Origin of the sequence: Colwellia sp. PAMC 20917, from assembly GCF_001767295.1 — a bacterium.
Lineage (GTDB): Bacteria > Pseudomonadota > Gammaproteobacteria > Enterobacterales > Alteromonadaceae > Colwellia_A.
Map to the genome: position 1 here is coordinate 3,457,960 of NZ_CP014944.1, position 20,529 is coordinate 3,478,488.

Sequence of the window (20,529 nt, forward strand, 5' to 3'; positions counted from 1 at the left end):
ATACGGAAATTAATCACTATGGAACGGTGGCTATTTACATTTTTTATTGGTGCTATTTTGTCACTATTCTTACCGATAGTACCAGACATTTCGCAAGTTTATATTTGTTTTTGTTTTGCTGTCATTTTTTGTCTCATCAAAAGGTTACAGAGTTATAGTGGACTATTTTTTGGCTGTGCTTGGTTACTCTATGCTGGTTTCGTTTATCAAAACATATGGCAAGTTAATAGCCTAATTACAGATGATTTTTTCGGTACAACCTTAACGGTAAGAGGTGTGGTTGCTAATATTCCAAAGTCATTAACGCGTAAAACAAAAAAGGATGAAACGACCAAGCAAGTATCACGTTTTAATTTTGTTGTTGAAGAAATCAATCAACAAAAACTTCAATCAAAGATAAATATTCGTCTGCGTTGGGATCATAAGTCTGTTAAACCGGATCACTTAAAAAAAGTTACTAATATTAACCAAGGCCAGAAATGGCAACTTACGGTGCGAGTAAAACCTGCCCATGGTTTTGCAAATATTGGCGGTTTTAGCTATCAAACATGGTTAAGACAAAAAGAACTCCATGCTACTGGCTATGTAAAACATTCAGCAAAAAACAAATTAATAGCAGCGCAGCCTAGTTATCGTCAAAATTTGTACCTACAACTTAATGAATTAATAGACTCATTGGCTTTGACAAACGATCTGCACCATTTTATTTTTGCTCTTACCTTTGGCGAACGTAGCAAAATTACCGCTGAGCAATGGCAAGTGTTACAAGCAACAGGAACACAGCATTTAATGGCTATTTCTGGCTTACACTTAGGCTTAATTGCCAGTGGTGCTTTTGGATTCATCTTGATGTTTTTTAGCTATAGTCCGTTTTACTTACTGTTAACTGAAAAAGGCAAGTTATGGGTGGTAAAAAAGAACAGTCGTATCGTGGCTTTCGCTTTTAGTAGCTTAATTGCACTATTTTATGCTTATCTCGCCGGCTTTTCTTTACCCACATTGCGTGCCTTGATCATGATGCAAATATTTATTTGCGCTAAGTTATTGGGGGTTAAATTAACAATAATACGTTGGTTATTACTGAGTATCGTTTGCATTATATTAATATCACCTTTTAGTCTATTTAGTGTCAGTTTTTGGCTAAGTGTTTATGCGGTATCACTGATATTATTGGTTATCTGGCGATGTCGAAAGTTACTGTTAACATCGGGTGATGGTAAAGTTGAAAAAATAAAAGCTTGGCTCCATTCTTTAATGATTATACAGCTAGGTTTAACATTATTTATGTTGCCTGTGGCGGCTTTATTAAATCATCAACTGCCTCTTTCTGCATTACTTGCTAATATTATTGCCGTGCCTTGGATGAGTTTTACCGCTATTCCGTTATGTTTATTGGCTGTGGTTGCTATGCCTTTTAGTGAAGCGCTGGCTATATTTTTTCTTGAGTTATCGTTAATATCATTAACATTTATTTGGCAGTGGCTACGTTACTTATCGAGCCAACAATGGCTGTTTATCGACGTTAGCCATCAGACGTTAGTGGTTGTTTTGATAATCACCGGTTTATGCTTCATCAGTTATTTTCTAGCCTTACCCAAAAAAATACTGGTTGTTGCAGTATCACTTACTTTTTTATTCAGTTATATGTTTATTAATGACCAACAAAAAAGTGATGACTGGCAAGTGACTGTCCTTGATGTGGGGCAAGGGTTAGCGGTTGTTATTGAAAGGCATGGACAGGCTATTTTATATGATACAGGGGCAAGTTACCCCAGTGGATTTAACTTGGCAGAAAGTGTGGTTTTTCCTTATTTACAGTATCAAGGCTTGACCACTCTTGACTATTTACTGTTAAGTCATGCTGATAACGATCATGCTGGTGGCTTGGCTTTTATCGATAAAAAAGTGGCGCTAAATAAAATTATCGTTAAGCACATCAAATATAATCAACCGGTAGAAGATGTTGGCAGGTATAGTTTTGTTAACATGCACAGTTGTAAACAAGGCGATGATTTTTCTTGGCAAGGTCTCACTTTTTCTGTGTTGTGGCCGGTGGTTATTGAAGATAAAGAAAATGATAATTCGTGCGTGATCCATATTTCTGATGGTAAATATAAGGTGCTATTAACGGGTGATATTCCTCATAAAGTTGAAAAAATACTGGTCGCTAATACTGAAATCGCTAATCAGTTAAAAGCTGATGTTATTGTTGCGCCGCACCATGGCTCTAAAACCTCATCAAGTACGGGGTTTATTAAAGCGGTTTCACCCGAGGCCGTTATCTTTAGTGCGGGTTTTATGAATCGATGGAAGATGCCTAATAAAGCGGTACTTAAACGTTATCATCAGCTCAATGTAACGCCGTATGCAACTGCTGAACATGGAATGATCCGCATAAACATTACCGAACAAGCCCTTGAAATTCAATCTTATCGTCTGCATATCAAGCCATATTGGTTTGCTAATTAACGTTGTAAATATTATTAGTTGGTTGCAACTAAGAAATAACGTTAAAATGGCTTGGATATGAATAATTAATCGCGAAGTCACAGAGAGACTGAATGTTAGCAAGTAAAAGCAAAGTAGCCGCACAAGCCACAACGTGGCAAAATTTTAAACGCTTAATGAGTTATGCTAAACCTTACAAAGCAGGGTTTGTCATCGCTATATTAGGGATGCTTGGCTACGCCGGTATCGACACTTTATTTTTCTCGCAGTTACAGCCATTAATCGATGATGGTTTAACTGATGCTAATCCTAACTTTATGAAGTGGGCCCCCCTTTTTGTTATTGTTTGTTTTATTATCCGAGGTATCTGCCATTTCTTTGGTAATTATTGTTTAGCTTGGGTGGGTAATAATGTCGTTACCGATTTAAGACAAAATTTATTCGAACACATTATGGCACTACCGGTGACTTTTCATGATAAAGAGTCTACTGGAACGTTAATCTCTAAACTGACCTTTGATACCGAGCAAGTCCTTAATGCAACCAGTAAAGCGTTACTTACCTTAGTGCAGCAAGGCGCTATGGTGATTGGTTTTCTCGCGGTTATGTTTTACAACAGTTGGCAGTTATCAGCAATATTTCTCCTTATAACTCCTATCATCGCTATTATTGTTACTGTGGTTTCGAAACGTTTTCGCCAAGTTAGTAAAAAAATTCAAAATGCGATGGGTGAAGTGACTTCTGCTGCCGAACAGACCTTTAACGCGCATAAGGTGGTCTTAACCTTTGGCGGACAAGAACGTGAATTCGAACGTTTTGGTCAGATAAATAAACATAATCGCCAACAACGCATGAAAATGGTGGCCACTAAATCTTTCAGCGTACCTTTGATACAAATTATCGCTTCTTTTGCGTTAGCGTTTGTACTTTACGTTGCCAATTTAGAAAGTATGAAAGCCAGTTTAACGCCAGGGATTTTCATAACGGTGATTACTTGTATGACTATGCTACTGAGACCCTTAAAGTTATTAACTACGGTTAACAGTGACTTTCAAAATGGTATGGCGGCTTGTGTTAGTATTTTTGCGGTGCTTGACCAAGAAAATGAAAAAGACACGGGCCAACAATCACTTGATAAAGCCAAAGGAACACTTGCTTTTGAACAAGTTGATTTTTCTTATACTAATGACGAAAAATTAGCGCTTACTCAACTAAGCTTTACCGCGAATGCTGGCGAAACAGTGGCTTTGGTTGGTCGCTCGGGGAGTGGAAAATCAACCGCCAGTGCAATTTTGCTGCGCTTTTATAATGCAACAGCGGGTAAAGTATTAATTGATGGAAAAGACATTACCTCATACAAGTTGAAAGACTTACGTGCTCAATTTGCTTATGTTTCTCAGCAGGTGGTGTTATTTAATGACTCTATCGCTAATAATATTGCCTATGGTAAACCCAACGCCACTCGTGACGAAGTTTTAGCTGCGGCTAAAAGTGCTCATGTGCTTGAGTTTGCAGAAAATATGGTTGACGGAATAGATACTAACATTGGTGACAATGGTGCTTTACTTTCTGGTGGACAACGCCAACGTGTTGCTATCGCTCGAGCATTATTGTGTGATGCACCTTTTTTAATTCTTGATGAAGCAACCAGTGCTTTAGATACCGAGTCAGAACGTCATATTCAAGATGCTTTGCAAGTTTTACAAAAAGATCGTACCTGTATTGTTATTGCTCATCGCTTGTCTACCATTGAAAATGCCGATAAAATTATTGTTATGGAACAAGGGAAAATTATTGAACAGGGCGATCATCAAACATTATTAGCAAAAGAAGGTGCTTATGCAAAATTACACAACTTTCAATTTAGCGAATAAAATGACGGTTGAGATTTTGCTATGCGCTTAATTGAAAAGGTTTGGTTTTTTCAACACCCAGCAAAATGGCTGCTCGTGCCGTTATTGTTACCGTTAACCGTTATTTTTTGGTTGCTATCCGCGTTACGACGAAAATGCTATCAACTGTATTTTTTTAAATCTTTTGGTATCGACATCCCTGTTGTGGTGGTGGGTAATATTGGTATTGGTGGTAACGGTAAAACACCGGTGGTTTTGTACTTAATTAAGCAATGCTTAGCACAAAACATGAAAGTTGGCGTTATTAGTCGAGGTTATGGTGGACAAGCACCGCACTATCCCTATTTACTCAATGCAAGCAGTAGCGCAGCTGAAACAGGCGATGAGCCTTTATTAATTTATCAACGCCATGGTATTCCTGTTGTGGTTGGCGGCGATAGAGTGGCGAGTGCCAGGTTGTTAATGCAGCAAGGCTGCGACGTTATTATTGCTGATGATGGTTTACAACACTATCGCTTAGAACGAGATTTTGAGCTTATTGTTATTGACGGTAAACGCGTGTTTGGAAATGGCTTGTTATTACCCGCAGGGCCATTACGTGAAGGTTTATGGCGTTTAAAAACAGTCGACGCGCTTATATTTAATGGCGCAACGCCAACTGATAATAAAGTTTATCCAGTTGGTATACCACAAATAACAATGACCTTAATGGCAAAAACGGTGGTTAATGTTAAAACCAATCAGCAGCTATCATTAACTGACTTTTATCAACAGTTTAATGATAATGAAAGTCACACTAAGCGTATCAATGCTATCGCCGGTATTGGTGACCCTAGTCGTTTTTTTAAAACTTTAGTTGATAGTGGCTTTAGTCTTGAAGCATCAGTAGGTTTCAAAGATCACCAGCATTACAATGAAGCGCAATTTGTCAGTTTTTCTGACGATATTCCACTTTTGATGACAGAAAAAGACGCGGTAAAATGTACATCTTTTGCTAAAAATAACTGGTGGTATTTACCGGTTGATGCCCATATTGAAAATAAACAAATAACGCCATTTTTAGACGCGCTATTTGACAAAGTAAAAGCAGATAAACTGAGCCGTATTAAGGCTAGATTCACGCTAAGTTAACTAATCAATAAACTGATAAATAAGAGAATAAACATGGCATTTGACGTAAAACTAATGGAAATATTAGCTTGTCCAGCATGCAAGGGCAAACTTGATTACAATAAAGAACAACAAGAATTAATCTGTAGATTCGACCGCCTTGCTTACGCTATTGAAAAAGGCATTCCGGTCTTGTTAGAAAGTGAAGCGCGCCGTATTACCGAAAATGACTAATTAAATGTATTTGGAGAATTAAATGTCTTTTATTGTTGTAATACCTGCTCGGTTTGAGTCGTCTCGTTTACCGGGAAAAGTCTTAGCCGATATTAATGGTAAGCCGATGATCCAATGGGTTGTTGAAAAAGCCCAGCAAAGTGGTGCTAGCCAAGTGATTGTCGCCACTGATAATAAGCAGGTTGAAGAAGCGGTATTAGCATTTGGTGGCGAGGTTTGTAAAACTCGTGCCGATCATCAATCGGGTACCGAACGTTTAGCCGAAGTGATGAACATTTATAACTTTGACGATGATCAGGTTATCGTTAATGTTCAGGGGGATGAGCCTTTTATTCCCGCTGAAAATATTGCGCAAGTTGCCAGAAATTTAGCGGACCAGCAAAGAACAAATCAGCAACAAGCTAGAATGGCGACACTTGCTGTGCGTATCCATGACGTTGAAGAGGCTTTTAATCCTAACGCGGTTAAAGTGTTAACAGATAAACACGGTTATGCGATGTACTTTAGCCGTTCGACGATCCCTTATGACCGAGATCGTTTTCTTAATGAGAAAAGTGTCGCCGCTATTGGCGATTTTTACTTACGCCATATTGGTATCTACGCCTATCGCGCTGGGTTCATTAAAGATTACGTGCAATGGCCGGCCAGTCAATTAGAGCAAATTGAGTCTTTAGAACAACTGCGCGTATTATGGCAAGGTGAAAAAATTCATGTTGCGGTAGCCGAAACTCGTTTAGCGGTTGAAGGGGTTGATACGCCAGAAGACCTAGAAAAAGCTAGAGCTTACGCTTTAACGCTTTAATTTTTTATAAAATAAAATAAAATAAAATAAAAAGGCCTTATGTTTTCACATAAGGCCTTTTTATTACGCTAATGAAATATTATTTTAATAGTTCAAGCGCTTTAACACAGCGACCAATTTGTTGATGGCTAGCTTTGACTGTCTTTAACACTTGCGGCTTCATACCACTGTAGTCTTTAATCAGTTGCGCTAATTCTGCTTCACTGGCTGCATTACATTGTGTCGGTAACATGCTACCGGCAAAAGACTCTAATAAACCTAAATCACTTCCTTCATTTAATTTAGGGATGTGTGCGAGAATTTTAGCTTTATAAGGCGCTTCTAAAGCTTGTTGCTCACCAGGGAATAAACCCCACATAATATAACGAAGTGTAGAAAGTTTTAGTTTGTCAGGGTTATTAATAACGATGTTAAACCATTTTTCTTTAACTTCAGCCTCAGGTCGAATAACTTCTGCATAAATAGCACTTTTAACACCTGAATCGGTAATGTCTTTTTTGGCTTCAGTGCTCAATAATGCTTGGTAATTACCATGTTGGTAACGGTTCATTTTAGCAATTAATGTCCAGCGCTTGTCTTGATCTATGGTAATACCATCAAAACTTTTTTCACCGTTCAAAATATTTTGTAAGCGATTTAAATGCTTAGTTGTTTTCGTTACACCAACATAACGACCATACCAAAGTTTTTGGAAATCTGAACCCGCTTCGGCATTTTCTAATAAACGTAAGTATAAGTTTTCAACGTCCATATAAAGCGCTGTATAATCTTTTTGCTCTAAGCGTGTTGCAACAGTTAGAAAGCCTAAAGCCGAGGTTAACGTACTCGCAATTTTACGTGATACGTTATAATCGCTTTCACCTTCAATATTAGCCATGGCAAACGTTACCAACTGGTCAGCGGCTAAGTTTGCATCGTTGACGCTGTCAGACAAACTCTGCCATAGCATTAAGCGCATAGTGGCATTATCAATCGCATTAATGTGTTTTTGTGCTGATGCCAATGACTTTTCATCAAGATCTACTTTTACGTAACCCCAATCAGCTTCGTTTGGATAAACCAAATCAGGACATGCTTGACCTATCACAGCCTTGATCTCAGTGGTCGCACCTTTATACATAATAGGTGTTGCAGAGGTTAAGTTCATCGCAGTGCCATCAGCACTAACATTGTATAAACCAATTTGAACACGTTGTTCACGTAATGTTGGGTAACCATCTGGTGCTGTTTGGTTTATTGCAAACTCACTAATTTTACCGTCACTACATTGGTAATTAACTTTGATGGTGTTTAAACCTGCATTATATAACCAGTCTTGTGTCCACTGGGTCATATCTTTACCTGCAGGTTTGCCAAGTTCACCGATGAAATCTTCTAAATCAGTATTTTGGTAAGAAAACTTTTTCAAGTAATTGCTGACACCAATGCGGAAGTTCTCTTCACCTAAATAATAAGGCAACTGCTTTAATACTGATGCGCCTTTACCGTAGGTAATACCGTCAAAATTTGACAAAGCAACACCTGTAGAAGCAACCGGTAATTCTATCGCATGAGTGTTCACTGAGTCATCAGTGCGGTAAGCCCATTGTTTAGTACCAGAGTAGAATACATCCCAGTTGTTCTCAAAGTCGCTGGCTTCTGCAATAGCTAAGTTGGCCATATAAGTAGCAAAACTTTCATTTAACCATAAGCCGTTCCACCAGCGCATGGTAACTAAATCACCAAACCACATGTGTGCCATTTCATGAGCAATAACATTAGCAAGACTCATACGAGCACTGGTTGATTTCTCTCCACGTGCAATATAGCCTTCATTGAATGTAACCGCAGCAACGTTTTCCATAGCACCGGCATTAAAGTCAGGTGCAACAATTTGGTCATATTTGCCAAAAGGGTATTGCACATCAAAGTACTTATTGAAGAAGGCAAAACTTTGTTTGGTTGGAATAAACCATTCGTCAGTTTTAACGTATTCGGCTAAACTTTGACGAGCAAATAGACGCAATTTCATCCCTTCAAAATCATCTTCCCATACAGCGTAATTACCTGCATGAAGAGAGAAAACATAAGAAGAGAATCTTGCTGAAGCAGGGAATGACCATACTTTGTTATCACCGCTTTCGCTAATCGTTGTTTCGCGAGTTGCGCTAATTATTTGCCAATGAGCGGGAGCGGTCACTTGTATTTCGTAGCTGGCTTTTAAATCAGGTTGATCAAAATGAGGAAATAATCGGTTCGCGTCATAAGGTTCAAAATCGGTGTATAAGTAAACTTCACCATTTTTAGGGTCAACAAAACGATGGAAACCAGAGCCGTCAGTAGAGTAAGGACGTTGGTAATCTATAGTAATACTTTGCTTACCCGCTGTTAATTCGCTAGCAGGAATAGTGATAAACCATTTTTCATAGCTAAATTTAACTACTTTACCATTCACTTTTAATGAGTTTATGGTGCCTTCATCAAAATCTATGGTTAAATCATTTTGATTGTTTTCTACTAAATCAAAGAGTAACTCGGTAGAGCCAGAAAAACTTTCGCTTTTATTATCAATCGTCACACTTAACTTATAGCTAACGTTACTGACTTGTTTAGCACGCATCTCAGCATAAACTGCTTCAAGTGATTCACTTTGAGTGCGTAATAAACTTGTTTGTTGTTGTACGGTTTCAGCGACTGCTGAGTTGCTTGCTGTGTCTGCTTTTTCACAGCCCATCAACGCAACACTTGAGCCAATAATAGCAATGGACAGCGCCTTAGCTATTTGAGATTTATTTAATGTCATTTACCCTGATCCTACTTTATTATTTTTAATATTTCCTAGTGGAAACACTTTTCATTGAAAATACCTAAGTACTTATATCATATAAGCGGGGTAAAATTACTTCAGTCATCGCGTAAATAATGAAGTTGATCGAATTTTAACTGATTTTTGGTAAAGCTTGCTTTTTATCAACTTATTTTTATCTACTTTTTTAATATAAAATATTGTTGTGTCAGTATTTTCTTAGTATTTATTCATGTCAAATAGGTGCTGTTTGTTGTTCACTTTTTATTGTTTTGGTTTGCTGATTTATGTCAAAAATTAATTGTGTTGAGTAATATTGATCAACGCGATGAACATTTATTGTAATAAGGGGATTAAAATGCCGACGTTCATCTTATTTTCTATCGGTTCAAACGAATAAACCTTGTCAGGAGACGTTACTTCTCTTTATTATAATCAGGAGCCATTAATTAAAAGAAATAATAATGAACATAAAAAGAACTCTAACAAGCATCGCAATAATAAGTACTATGGCCCTTTCTGGTCATAGTTATGCAGATACAGCTGAAAAAGATCAAGCAAAGAAAGTTTCACCATCAACCTGGCTAAATTTATCTGAAAGTGAGTTAGTTGCCGTTGAAAAATATGCGACCGATTACAAAACTTTTATTTATCAAACACCAACAGAATTGACCTTTGTTACAGAAACTATAAAACGTGCTGAGAAACAAGGTTTTAAGCGTCTGTCTGAAAAAAGTAACTTAAAGCCAGGTGCTCGTTTTTATGACGTCAATCGTGACCGTACTATTTCATTAATTGTTATTGGTAAAAAAGGCCTTGAGCAAGGTACTCGTATTGTTGGCGCTCATATTGATTCACCTCGCCTAGAACTTAAAGGACGACCGCTTTATGAAAAAGAGAAGTTTGCTATGCTGCAGACTTATGTTCATGGTGGTATTAAAACCTATCAATGGGTCAATATCCCTTTAGCGCTGGTTGGCCGCGTTGACAAAAAAGATGGGACAGTTATTAATATCTCTGTTGGTTTTGATGAAAACGATCCTATTTTTATGGTACCTGATTTAGCGCCGCATGTAGATCATCCAAACAGGGATCGTAAAAGTCGTGATGTGATCAAGAAAGAAGAGCTTGACGTTATCATCGCAGCTAAACCTGACTTAGATAAATCAATAAAAGAATTGATCACCGATTTCTTAAAAACAGAGTATGACATTTCAATCGATGATTTAGTGTCTGCTGAATTAGCCTTAGTACCAGCAACTAAACCTCGTGATGTTGGCTTTGATCGCAGCATGATCGCTGCTTATGGCCAAGATGATAAGGCAAGCTCTATTGCCGCTGTTACTGCCATCTTTGAACAGAAAATTCCAGAGTATACCTCGGTTGCCTTTTTAGTGGATAACGAAGAAGTGGGCAATATTAATAATACCGGGGCAAGCTCAACTTATCTTGTTGATATGTTAAGTGGCTTGTTATACAACCAAATGGGTGACGATTATAACGATTACCAGTTACGTAAAGTTTTGCGTAATACCAAAGTTATTTCAGCGGATGTTAACCCGGGTGTTAACCCTAACTGGGCTGGTGTTTGGGAATTAGGTAATGCGCCACGCTTAGGTAACGGTATTAACTTGAAACTTTACGGTGGTGGTTTTAATGCTAACTCAGAGTACATGGCATGGACGCGCAATTACTTAGATAATAATAAAATCAAATGGCAAACATCGACTTATAAAGGTAAAGCTTCTGGCGGAACTATTGGTAGCGATTTGTCTAATGACAATATGGAAGTGATTGATTTTGGTGTACCCATTTTGTCAATTCACTCTCCTTATGCGGTAGGTTCAAAAGTTGACTTATATTCATTATATAAAGCCATGTCAGCTTTCTATCAGCAAAAATAAACTTAACACTTAAATTTCAATATCAAAAGATCAGCATTTGCTGATCTTTTTTATTTATATAAAGCTAAAATACCATTTTTTATAATGAATACAAGACTCGATGATATTAGTGCTTTAAGTCTTAGTGGTGATTACTTTATAATTACTGTAATGGATCGCTAAACTTAGGAAGAATTCTTTATATGCTATTAAAATTATTTCAGCTACAAAACTGCCCAATAAACTCATTGTTAAACAACTATAAAAAAACACTTTTATTAGTGCCTATCTTTTTGGGTATACAAGCATGTGGAGGAGGTGGTGGTAGCGATAATACGACCCCAACAGCGCCAAAAAATTATGCTTTTTCATTAACGTCTACACTGACCAATAAATGTGGCGAAAAACTACCGTTTGTTGATGTTGAGCTGTTTATTCAAAATAATGATTGGAGTGTTGTTACAAAGTTACAGCCAAACGATGATGGACTTTTTAGTTTTTTATCAGACAGTGAACTCATAAATTACACACTTGTTGCTAAAACTCAGCAAGCAGGAAAAGTGGAAGGTTTAGATTTTGTTAGCTTTCATCAAGTCAAAGCAACAACGCCCGCAATTTATCAGGCAGAACATATCAGTAAAGTTGTGGATGCTAATTGTGAATGTATCACTCGAAATGTTGAAGTGTCACATACCCCTATCTCTGATATAACTCAAGTAACCAGCTCAGCAACATTTACCAGCACTGAAGCTGTAGACTCACAACGCACTGACTTTATTAATGTTGAAGCTTGTCGAGCAATTGATGGCGCCTGGCCATTACATTCTTTCTCGCTTGTTGGTACCGGAAATAACAGTAACGTTTTGGGTGCTGCTGGCTTTATTGATGATTTTAGTCAAACAGTCGTTAATAGCGACAATCAAGCTGTATGGCAACTCTCAGCTTTCGCCGCCATTGAACAAATTGGCTTAACTAAAAATCATCAGCCTTTTACAACACAACAATTATTTTTGGGGCAGGCGCATTTTTCAACAAAAGTTCTTGAAGATGATAACTCAGTTGATTTATTTAATAGCCATTTATACGTTTCAGAAACTGTTTATCAATCAAATGCAGAGGTTATTTTATCTGAAACTGATTCTGCTTTTGGTCAAATAAAAATATCGAGCCAGCATCAAGTTATTTCTTCAGCTTTCAACACTAGTTTTGCCTTAGCCGCGACGACTAAAAAACCAGATGTTGATGATATTTATTTCTCAGAGATTAAATCAGACTGGAGTTATGATTACAGTAATGTTGCTAATTATCCTTTGGCTATAATTACCGTCAATTATCAAGCTTACCACCCCGAACAAAATACACCTATGCCAGCTAAATGGACAAGTTATGGGCGAATTACTGGGCAATTACCCGTAACTACAGCTTTACCTGGTTATGAAGGTATTATTAATGATGAGACCCTTGTATTGGGTACCAGTACAGATTTGGTACAAAGTGAAGATACTGATAAATATGAAAATTATTTATTGTATTATCAAAATGAAAATAATAATTCTTTTGCTAATAATGTAAAAAATTATCACATATCAATAAAAAAATAAGTTTACTTTTATATAAAAACGGCGCTATAAAGCGCCGTTTTTTTATTCATACCCGTTTCTGTTAGCCATTAATCTACTGCTTGTTTCGCTCTAACAGGATTTGCATACATGGTTAATAACCAATGCTGTTGCTGTTCAGTTAAATCAGACATCCGGCTATTTAACTGATTCATTACGCTTTGCTTAATGTCATCTTGCTGGTGAAGCTGTGCATAAGCCGTTAAGTTGCTGTCATATAATTTATAGTTACTGATAATCTCTTTATCAATGGCTTTTGCAACGGCTTTACTATCGGCATAGTCGCCTTTAATCGCGTGGCAGAACTCAACATGAACACGACCTTTTTTCCCCATTAACCCTAGTGTAATACTATTTAAGTCTTCGTTTTCTTTCTTTTTATAACACCCCGTTGCTTCTCGTTCTGCAAGTTCGATGGCTTTATCTCTATCACAGGGATCAAATTCATACGAAATTGAAACAGGTACAATATTAATTTCATTTAAATAGTCTGCAAGCGGCGTTTGCTTGTCTTTGTTTAGTAATAACATTGAAATTAAAGCCGAGTTGGTTTTGTCTATCCCGTCTTTAGCACGACCTTCTCGCTGTGCTATCCAGATGTTTTGTTGGCGCTCATAAACTGTATGGTGAATATAGGCTGATAATTGCTTTGACGCATTGAGCATGGCACGTTTTGACTCTTCACTGCGTTTAACAATGAAGCTTTTGTTAATACGCATTAAGTCAGCAACCCAAGGTTGATGCAATAAGTTGTCGCCAACTGCTGCCTCAACGGTATTAATGCCACTGTTGTACAACGCCCAATTAATTAATGCGACATCAAGTACTATGTCTCTATGATTACTGATAAACAGCATAGGTTTACTTGTATCAATTTTCTCTAAGCCATGAAAAGTAAAACCATCGGTACTTTTTTTTACTAGGTGATGCAAGTACTTTGCTACTTCACGTTGAATGTCTTCAATGTTATGAAACTTACTCACGCGTAACTTTAACGTCCATTTTACCACTGAGCGACAAATTACCGGTAGAAGCTTGTACAGTCGAGGCATTTTAAAACTAGCAATAGAAGAAAGTAGCCCTTGGTCATTAATCAGTTTTCGGATCACAGTTGCAACCTCATCATCACGATAAGGGCGAATATCATCAAACATGTAAGGTCTCTTTACTGCTTAACAGCGATTAATTAACTTAAAAATTGGCGGATATTATAACCGCTTTTTAAATGAAAAGGCTCCTATTGTTTATGCTTTACTTTTTTAAGTAATATAATTTCATTAGCTTAGGGGTAAATAATAATAATAATATAAAAAATGAAGCAAAATCCAAATAAAATGTATAATTTTTGCTACAGTTAATTGTGTAAGCTCTTTTATGAATTAATTTCTATTTTTTTCATACTAAGGCCTTGCGTTTTTCGACTTTACCCTCAAGTCTTAAATAGAGCAATAAACAAAAGGAATACCTATGAAAATAAATCTTTCAGGTCACCACGTAGATGTTACCGATGGTGTAAAAGAACATATCGATGAAAAATTCTTAAAAATTTCTAACCATTTTCCAACGCTGATCTCATTAGACATTATTCTTTCAAAAGAGCATGGAAAATATGGTGCAGAAATAACAACAAATTATGAAGGTGGTCGTATTGCTGTATCAGCAGAAGACGATGTCATGTTTCCCGCAATTGCTAGTGTAGCCAAAAAGCTTGATGCCGCACTTAAACATAGAAAAGGCCAATTAAAAGCAAATTTACACAGTAAGCCTGTTTCAGTTACGCCTGAAATTGCCCACGAGAAAGTTCAAGAAATGAATTTGAACTAATTTAAAAGTAGTTATACTTAAATGTTTACGGGAGCTATTGCTCCCGTTTTAGTTTCTAGCTTATTATTATCATTATGAATGGTATACTTAACTTGTGAATAAATAAGGTAGTAGAAGTAAAATATGTTGGCCCTTTCAAATAATGTCTGGTTAGATCAAAATGAACTCGAGTTAACCGCTATTCGTGCACAAGGGGCGGGTGGACAAAATGTCAATAAAGTATCGTCAGCGATTCATTTACGTTTTGATATTAAGGCATCGTCTTTACCTGACTTTTATAAAGAACGTTTATTAGCATTAAAAGATAAACGTATCACTAAAGAGGGAATTTTAGTTCTCAAGGCGCAACAGTATAGAACACAAGAGAAAAATCGTGAATCTGCGCTTGAGCGTGTTGTTGAAGTGATTAAATCAGCAATGGTTATTCAAAAGGTTCGAAGAGAAACTAAACCATCAAAAAACTCCAAAAAAAGACGCTTAGCGGGTAAGTCTCACCGCGGCAATGTTAAAGCACTCCGCGGCAAGGTCACTGACTAGTTAACATCGGTTAAGATATTTTCATTTTACGTCGTAAGCCTACTAAAGATAATGCCAGTAATGCAAAGTAGGATAAGCTACCGCCACCGTCACCGTCACTATCACTTGAACTGCTCCCCTGATTAAGCAGCGTATTTTTTACCGGAGACAGGCTTTCAGCCGTTGTGGTTGAACTATTTGAAATGGTAACAGTACGTATGGTTACAAAATTCTCATCTGCAGGTACAAAATTACTATTAGCACATTGCTCGTTGGTATAGTCTGGCATTGGTATACTTTGACAAATGGGTAACTGGGCTATTTTATCAATATTATCCATACCTTCAATCACTTCACCGAATACGGTAAAACCACCATTTTGTCTATCTAAAATAGCGCTATTATCTTTATAATTAATAAACCACTGACTGGTTGCACTATTGGGACTGTTTGCTATTTTTGCCATCGCGATAGTTGCTCTAACATTTGAATACAATGGCTCATTTTTTACAGAACTATCGACATCAATGGCCGTTAATGGAAAGTTTCCGTTAAATTCAAAACCTCCCGCTTGCATAATAAAGTTAGGCACTAAACGATGAACAACAGTATTGTTGAAATCCCCGTCATTAATGTACTTTAAAAAATTTTCTACTGTTTTAGGTGTGGTTTGATCGTGTAAGTTAATTTTGAAATTCCCTTGAGAAGTTTCAAATTCAACAATTGTCGCATTACTCGATACTGATAATAGTGTCGCAACAGAAAATGCACCCGCTAGTACAAGTGATTTAGGAGAAGTTTTATACATAGTAACCTTAAATTTATTAGGGATAATAATAGTTGAATACAATGCTAGAGATACTAAAAGTATTAGTCTAAAACAACAAGAGCTTTTCTTACCTGTAAATTTGAGTTTGTGGTTGTAGCGTTTTTTTCAGCATATCAATGAGGCTATAAAAGCGGTGAGAGCTGATAACGTATATCGTTATTAACGACATACGTTAAATAAATACCAGTATATTTGAGATTAAAATAAAAAAAATCGTTTGAATTTACCTAATGTGATTTAAAATCTGAGCAAAAAGTACCAGTAGTTAACAAACATTTAAAGTGAATGAAAAAAACGATTAGTGCGTGGTAAAAAGTTATTATTGTAATCTAGAGAAAAAGCAACTTGACTAGATCTGCCAACAATTTCCTTCCTTGGCACTAAGCCAATTACCCGAGAATCTGCACTATTATCTCGGTTGTCGCCCAGAACTAGATACTGACCACTAGGCACTATAACTTGGTTGAAGTTATCCAATTGTGAAGCCAACTTACTGGTTCGAATAAAATGTGGCTGACCATTGATCGTCTCAATCTTGTCGTGGTAATTGTTTGATGGTGGGTTTGTTGTTGATTCTTTTTTGTAGTTAATCACTTGGTTGTTTATAATTAATTTATTGTTTCTCATGGTAACTGTATCACCTGGAACACCAATTACACGTTTTACTAAACGTTTATCTGAGACCACTGAATCAAAAATAATGATGTCATTGGTTTGTGGTTCTGAAAGTGTAACAAGAGAAATATGAGTGAAGGGTAAGCGAATATCATAAGCCATTTTATTAATAAAAATCCTATCGCCTTCAACAATTGTTGGTTTCATCGAACCTGTAGGTACGTCACTCCAGTCAGCAACAGCGCTACGAAAAACTAACATTAAACCAATAAAAATAAATAATAACTTATTTTCTTTCCATAGTTTTTTGAGACTATTTTTCATTTTCTTTCCTTTTAAATTTTGATGACACAGGTATAGCTATTGATAGAAAATCTTAGTTTATTATGACCATTATTTTTTGATTTGTTGCTTATGAAATGTAACGGATTATGACAACTTTACTGTTTGACAAGAAAAGAGCTCATGAATAATGCGTTATTAATAGCTTTGTATAATCTTCAAATAATAAATTTAGTTGGTCACTTTACTTGTTAGTGTGAAACTTATTTAGTGTTCATATCACTATAGGTTTTGAGCTTAAACTATGGGTCGCTAAGGTAGAACAGATAAAATGAAATGTTAACTGTAGAACAAATATAAATTATTATTTACTTGAGTTTTTTATTAAAGCTAAGGAGAATTCCTGTAGAATTTAGCTGTATTTGTAAAGTAACTAACCAAAACGATTATATTAATGACTAAAAAGATAAAAGTACCGTTAAAACATAAAAACGCTGAATCAGCTGAGATAACCTTAGGTTTAACCGATCCTAAAAGCCCAAGTAATGTTGGTGCTGTAATGCGCGCAGCAGGATGTTATCAAGTTGATAGCGTACTCTACAGTGGTGTTAGGTATGCAAGAGCCGCGAAATTTCATACCGACACACAAAGTGCCAGTAAAAAAATACCTTTAATTGGTGTTGAATCTTTGGTGGAAAGTTTACCCGAAGGGAGTAAGCTAATATGTGTTGATTTAATTGAAGGAGCGGTGCCATTGCCGGCCTTCATTCATCCTAAAAATGCTATGTATGTGTTTGGCCCTGAAGATGGCACTATTAGTCAGGCTGTTATCGATAAAGCTGATGCTGTGGTATATATTCCAACGAATGGTTGTATGAATTTGGCAGCAACAGTAAATGTTTTGCTTTATGACCGCTTAGCAAAGTCTGCAATAGCTATTGGTGACGATGAACTTATCCGAAATAGTCGAGACACAAATAACACGGTAAAAGTGAAACAGTAAAATGGCTTGTGGACAGTGTTAACCTTACGGTTTGTTCATAAAACAAACAAAGGAATTAATAAAGTCGATAAAAAACTTGACTCTTTCTGTCAACGATATACAATGCACGCAGCTAGAAAGTACTACCTATATTTATGTACCAAGTTTCGAAGTTATGTTAGTAGCTCGTCCTGTTTAATAAGTCATAGCAACACTCTCAGCATCATCGTTTTAGTGAATTAAATTTATTTAATGGCTAAAACAAAATTAAGATTAATTATATTAAACAAATAGGATACTATTATGTCTACAACTACTGGTACAGTAAAATGGTTCAACGAGTCTAAAGGTTTTGGTTTCATCGAGCAAGAATCTGGTCCTGACGTTTTCGCACATTTTTCTGCAATCTCTGGCGACGGTTTCAAAACTCTAGCTGAAGGCCAAAAAGTACAGTTTACTGTAACTCAAGGTCAGAAAGGTCCTCAAGCTGAGAACATTCAAGCTCTTTAATTTTGTATCTTGAGCTAACTTAAGTTACCTCATACAAATAAATTGCTAAAAAGGGTAAGACTTATGTCTCACCCTTTTTTTGTGGGAAAAATTTAGTTTAAACGTTTAAAACTTAAGATATGCTTTCTGCTTACCAAGCTCTATCTACTTCGAATAATTTTAAATACGATTATGCACAAGTTAATGCCGTCGCCAAACTTGATGATCTTTCTGAACAAATCTATCAACATGAGCGTAAATCTTGGCTTGCTAAACGACTGAAAAAATCGTCTGCTATTCGTGGTATTTATCTTTATGGAAGGGTCGGTCGTGGTAAAACCATGCTTATGGATCTCTTCTTTCAAAACTTAGCTGTTACTGCTAAAAAACGTATTCATTTTCATCGCTTTATTGAAGAAGTACATCAACAATTAAATTTATGTACAGGACAAAGTGATCCATTAACATTTATTGCTAAGCAATGGGCTAAAAAGATTAAAGTACTGTGTTTTGATGAGTTTTATGTTTCAGATATTGGTGACGCTATGTTGCTTTCTGGCTTATTTCAGGCGTTTTTTCAACAAGATATTATTTTAATCGCTACCTCTAACTGTCGACCCGAAGAACTTTATCGTAATGGGTTACAGCGTGAAAGATTTTTGCCAACCATAGATTTAATTAATCATTATTGCCAAGTGTTATCGGTTGATGGTGCTGTAGATCATCGCTTAGAGCATTATGATGAAACCGCAATTGCATATCGTGATTATACTTACCCATTAAATAACAAAACACTTAGACAAAGGTTTTTAGATATTACGGGCATTGTCGGTACTTCAGGTAATATAACGGTTAACCACCGAAAAATCCCTTTTCAAGCGAAAACAGACACTATTATACTTTTTGATTTTTATGCACTATGTTCAGGCCCTAGAAGCCAGCGAGACTACATTAGCCTAGCTGATCATTTTAAACTGGTATTGCTTGACCAAGTTCCTCAATTTGACGGAGAGCGCATAACGTCGGTTATATCGGGTGTAGAAGATGATTATCAACGCGACGGTAAATTGTTAAGCCAACTTTGCCATTTAGATGACGAAGCTCGGCGCTTTATTGCTGTTGTTGATGAATTTTATGATAGAAATATACGACTTATTATTAATGCCGAAGTTGATATAATTGATCTTTATCAAGGACAGCAATTAAGCTTTGAGTTTGCTCGCTGCCAATCCCGTCTCATTGAAATGCAACAATTAGCATATTAACCAAAAATGTGTTTATTTCACTAATAAATAGTATTAAATTTTCAGTTTTTTTTATAACTTTATTGTATCTTATTGAATTATATTGATTTTACTAGTTGGCACTAGTTTTGTAATGTCTATATTACGTTAGGCATTATTTAATCGATAACAATCGAAGGGCATAATATGAAAACACTCATCGCAACAGCACTTATATTGGCAAGCAGCACTACGTTCGCTTCCACCGCATCTTTTACAAATGACTCATGCAATGCAACAATATCTGGTGGTATTAAAATTACGCCAACCGTCATTGAATTCTCTAAAAGTAAACTGCCACTCTATAAAATAGTTGATAATGAACGACTATATGTCAATGGTGTTCAAGTTGACTTAACAGATAATCAGCAATCCTTGCTTCATGATTATTCGTCTGGCATTAGGGCAGCTGTTCCACAAGTAAAAAGTGTTGCCTTGGATGCTATCGATCTTGCGAATGACGGCATTAACTTAGCGTTTAATGAGTTACTAGGTCAAGATAATACGCTGAGTGCTGAAATTACTAGTCAACTTTCTGAGATACGTAAAGAAGTTGATCAGGGCTTAACCAGTGATAATGACATTTATTTTGATGAGGATGGTTTTTCAGGAGAAAACTTTTTCAATGAAGATTTTGAGCAACGTATTGAAAGTGCGATAGAAAAGACGGTGCAAAATTCGATTGGTAGTTTAATGATAGCGGTAGGGCAACAGATGCTTTTCTCTGGTGGCAATATGAACGATTTTGAATCTCGTATGGAGGATTTCGGTGACAAAATGGAAAGCGAAATGGAATTTCGTGGCGAACAAATTAAAAAAAGTAGTGAAGCACTTTGTCAATCTGTTGTCGACATCGATGCACTTGAAGACAGGTTAACTAACGAAATAATAGTGTTAAAAGACTTTAATTTATTAACCACTACTGTTTTATCTAAAAATACTAAAGATCTTATGTAACTTTAACTAAATACGGAT

At 36.4% G+C, this 20,529-nt stretch carries 17 protein-coding genes; 13 read left to right on the forward strand and 4 right to left on the reverse strand.

Annotated features, from left to right (window positions below):
* The first annotated feature begins 18 nt into the window (after window positions 1-18).
* The 5 genes from A3Q34_RS14800 (at window position 19) to kdsB (ending at window position 6,447) form a co-directional block, all read left to right on the forward strand.
* Complete coding sequence (locus tag A3Q34_RS14800; RefSeq protein ID WP_070376052.1) at window positions 19-2,469, forward strand: DNA internalization-related competence protein ComEC/Rec2; 2,451 nt, start codon at window positions 19-21, stop codon at window positions 2,467-2,469.
* A gap of 92 nt (window positions 2,470-2,561) precedes the next feature.
* Complete coding sequence (msbA, locus tag A3Q34_RS14805; protein ID WP_070376053.1) at window positions 2,562-4,322, forward strand: lipid A export permease/ATP-binding protein MsbA; 1,761 nt, start codon at window positions 2,562-2,564, stop codon at window positions 4,320-4,322.
* A 21-nt stretch (window positions 4,323-4,343) separates the two neighbouring features.
* A complete protein-coding gene (lpxK, locus tag A3Q34_RS14810) occupies window positions 4,344-5,432 on the forward strand; it encodes a tetraacyldisaccharide 4'-kinase (protein ID WP_070376054.1) in 1,089 nt (362 codons plus the stop codon).
* Between the two features lie 33 nt (window positions 5,433-5,465).
* The gene (locus A3Q34_RS14815; protein WP_070376055.1) at window positions 5,466-5,645 is read left to right on the forward strand and encodes a Trm112 family protein; all 180 of its coding nucleotides are present in this window, start codon (window positions 5,466-5,468) and stop codon (window positions 5,643-5,645) included.
* 22 nt (window positions 5,646-5,667) lie between these two features.
* Entirely contained in the window at window positions 5,668-6,447 is a 780-nt protein-coding gene (kdsB, locus tag A3Q34_RS14820) for a 3-deoxy-manno-octulosonate cytidylyltransferase (RefSeq protein WP_070376056.1), read from the forward strand.
* Between the two features lie 79 nt (window positions 6,448-6,526).
* Here the strand turns inward: kdsB and pepN are convergent, their stop codons facing one another.
* The gene (gene pepN / locus A3Q34_RS14825; protein WP_070376057.1) at window positions 6,527-9,229 is read right to left on the reverse strand and encodes an aminopeptidase N; all 2,703 of its coding nucleotides are present in this window, start codon (window positions 9,227-9,229) and stop codon (window positions 6,527-6,529) included.
* A gap of 467 nt (window positions 9,230-9,696) precedes the next feature.
* Between pepN and A3Q34_RS14830 the strand changes: the two genes are divergently transcribed.
* Both A3Q34_RS14830 and A3Q34_RS14835 read left to right on the forward strand, forming a co-directional pair.
* The gene (locus A3Q34_RS14830) at window positions 9,697-11,136 is read left to right on the forward strand and encodes a hypothetical protein (protein WP_197517599.1); all 1,440 of its coding nucleotides are present in this window, start codon (window positions 9,697-9,699) and stop codon (window positions 11,134-11,136) included.
* A 182-nt stretch (window positions 11,137-11,318) separates the two neighbouring features.
* Window positions 11,319-12,716, forward strand: a complete 1,398-nt coding sequence (locus tag A3Q34_RS14835; protein ID WP_070376058.1) for a hypothetical protein — start codon at window positions 11,319-11,321, stop codon at window positions 12,714-12,716.
* 68 nt (window positions 12,717-12,784) lie between these two features.
* On the opposite strand, the gene A3Q34_RS14840 is transcribed toward A3Q34_RS14835, so the two are convergent.
* Complete coding sequence (locus tag A3Q34_RS14840) at window positions 12,785-13,888, reverse strand: 1-acyl-sn-glycerol-3-phosphate acyltransferase (protein ID WP_070376059.1); 1,104 nt, start codon at window positions 13,886-13,888, stop codon at window positions 12,785-12,787.
* A gap of 313 nt (window positions 13,889-14,201) precedes the next feature.
* Between A3Q34_RS14840 and hpf the strand changes: the two genes are divergently transcribed.
* Window positions 14,202-14,558, forward strand: coding sequence for a ribosome hibernation-promoting factor, HPF/YfiA family (hpf, locus tag A3Q34_RS14845; protein ID WP_070376060.1), 357 nt, complete (start codon window positions 14,202-14,204; stop codon window positions 14,556-14,558).
* A 123-nt stretch (window positions 14,559-14,681) separates the two neighbouring features.
* Complete coding sequence (gene arfB / locus A3Q34_RS14850; RefSeq protein ID WP_070376061.1) at window positions 14,682-15,095, forward strand: alternative ribosome rescue aminoacyl-tRNA hydrolase ArfB; 414 nt, start codon at window positions 14,682-14,684, stop codon at window positions 15,093-15,095.
* Window positions 15,096-15,105: 10 nt separating this feature from the next.
* Here the strand turns inward: arfB and A3Q34_RS14855 are convergent, their stop codons facing one another.
* On the reverse strand, window positions 15,106-15,882 hold the full coding sequence (locus A3Q34_RS14855) for a peptidylprolyl isomerase (RefSeq protein WP_070376062.1): 777 nt from the start codon (window positions 15,880-15,882) through the stop codon (window positions 15,106-15,108).
* A gap of 297 nt (window positions 15,883-16,179) precedes the next feature.
* Window positions 16,180-16,842 carry a signal peptidase I gene (gene lepB, locus A3Q34_RS14860; RefSeq protein WP_070376063.1) on the reverse strand — a complete coding sequence of 221 codons (663 nt, stop codon included), beginning with the start codon at window positions 16,840-16,842 and terminating at the stop codon, window positions 16,180-16,182.
* A 412-nt stretch (window positions 16,843-17,254) separates the two neighbouring features.
* Here lepB and A3Q34_RS14865 point away from each other — a divergent pair, with 412 nt between their 5' ends.
* The 4 genes from A3Q34_RS14865 to A3Q34_RS14880 all read left to right on the forward strand — a co-directional run bounded on the left by A3Q34_RS14865 (window position 17,255) and on the right by A3Q34_RS14880 (window position 20,511).
* Entirely contained in the window at window positions 17,255-17,803 is a 549-nt protein-coding gene (locus A3Q34_RS14865) for an RNA methyltransferase (RefSeq protein ID WP_070376064.1), read from the forward strand.
* A gap of 282 nt (window positions 17,804-18,085) precedes the next feature.
* Window positions 18,086-18,292 (forward strand): cold-shock protein, encoded by a 207-nt coding sequence (locus A3Q34_RS14870; protein ID WP_070376065.1) that lies wholly within the window; start codon window positions 18,086-18,088, stop codon window positions 18,290-18,292.
* Window positions 18,293-18,411: 119 nt separating this feature from the next.
* Window positions 18,412-19,536 carry a cell division protein ZapE gene (zapE, locus tag A3Q34_RS14875; RefSeq protein WP_070376066.1) on the forward strand — a complete coding sequence of 375 codons (1,125 nt, stop codon included), beginning with the start codon at window positions 18,412-18,414 and terminating at the stop codon, window positions 19,534-19,536.
* Between the two features lie 165 nt (window positions 19,537-19,701).
* Window positions 19,702-20,511: a DUF2884 family protein gene (locus A3Q34_RS14880; protein ID WP_070376067.1), complete on the forward strand. Its 810-nt coding sequence runs from the start codon at window positions 19,702-19,704 to the stop codon at window positions 20,509-20,511.
* Window positions 20,512-20,529: the final 18 nt, after the last annotated feature.

What these genes read in the sequence shown, in the direction of transcription:
- A3Q34_RS14800 (WP_070376052.1), top strand. Translation starts at nt 19, where the DNA reads ATGGAACGGTGGCTATTTACATTTTTTATTGGTGCTATTTTGTCACTA.
- msbA (WP_070376053.1), top strand. Translation starts at nt 2,562, where the DNA reads ATGTTAGCAAGTAAAAGCAAAGTAGCCGCACAAGCCACAACGTGGCAA.
- lpxK (WP_070376054.1), top strand. Translation starts at nt 4,344, where the DNA reads ATGCGCTTAATTGAAAAGGTTTGGTTTTTTCAACACCCAGCAAAATGG.
- A3Q34_RS14815 (WP_070376055.1), top strand. Translation starts at nt 5,466, where the DNA reads ATGGCATTTGACGTAAAACTAATGGAAATATTAGCTTGTCCAGCATGC.
- kdsB (WP_070376056.1), top strand. Translation starts at nt 5,668, where the DNA reads ATGTCTTTTATTGTTGTAATACCTGCTCGGTTTGAGTCGTCTCGTTTA.
- pepN (WP_070376057.1), bottom strand. Translation starts at nt 9,229, where the DNA reads ATGACATTAAATAAATCTCAAATAGCTAAGGCGCTGTCCATTGCTATT.
- A3Q34_RS14830 (WP_197517599.1), top strand. Translation starts at nt 9,697, where the DNA reads ATGAACATAAAAAGAACTCTAACAAGCATCGCAATAATAAGTACTATG.
- A3Q34_RS14835 (WP_070376058.1), top strand. Translation starts at nt 11,319, where the DNA reads ATGCTATTAAAATTATTTCAGCTACAAAACTGCCCAATAAACTCATTG.
- A3Q34_RS14840 (WP_070376059.1), bottom strand. Translation starts at nt 13,888, where the DNA reads ATGTTTGATGATATTCGCCCTTATCGTGATGATGAGGTTGCAACTGTG.
- hpf (WP_070376060.1), top strand. Translation starts at nt 14,202, where the DNA reads ATGAAAATAAATCTTTCAGGTCACCACGTAGATGTTACCGATGGTGTA.
- arfB (WP_070376061.1), top strand. Translation starts at nt 14,682, where the DNA reads ATGTTGGCCCTTTCAAATAATGTCTGGTTAGATCAAAATGAACTCGAG.
- A3Q34_RS14855 (WP_070376062.1), bottom strand. Translation starts at nt 15,882, where the DNA reads ATGTATAAAACTTCTCCTAAATCACTTGTACTAGCGGGTGCATTTTCT.
- lepB (WP_070376063.1), bottom strand. Translation starts at nt 16,842, where the DNA reads ATGAAAAATAGTCTCAAAAAACTATGGAAAGAAAATAAGTTATTATTT.
- A3Q34_RS14865 (WP_070376064.1), top strand. Translation starts at nt 17,255, where the DNA reads ATGACTAAAAAGATAAAAGTACCGTTAAAACATAAAAACGCTGAATCA.
- A3Q34_RS14870 (WP_070376065.1), top strand. Translation starts at nt 18,086, where the DNA reads ATGTCTACAACTACTGGTACAGTAAAATGGTTCAACGAGTCTAAAGGT.
- zapE (WP_070376066.1), top strand. Translation starts at nt 18,412, where the DNA reads ATGCTTTCTGCTTACCAAGCTCTATCTACTTCGAATAATTTTAAATAC.
- A3Q34_RS14880 (WP_070376067.1), top strand. Translation starts at nt 19,702, where the DNA reads ATGAAAACACTCATCGCAACAGCACTTATATTGGCAAGCAGCACTACG.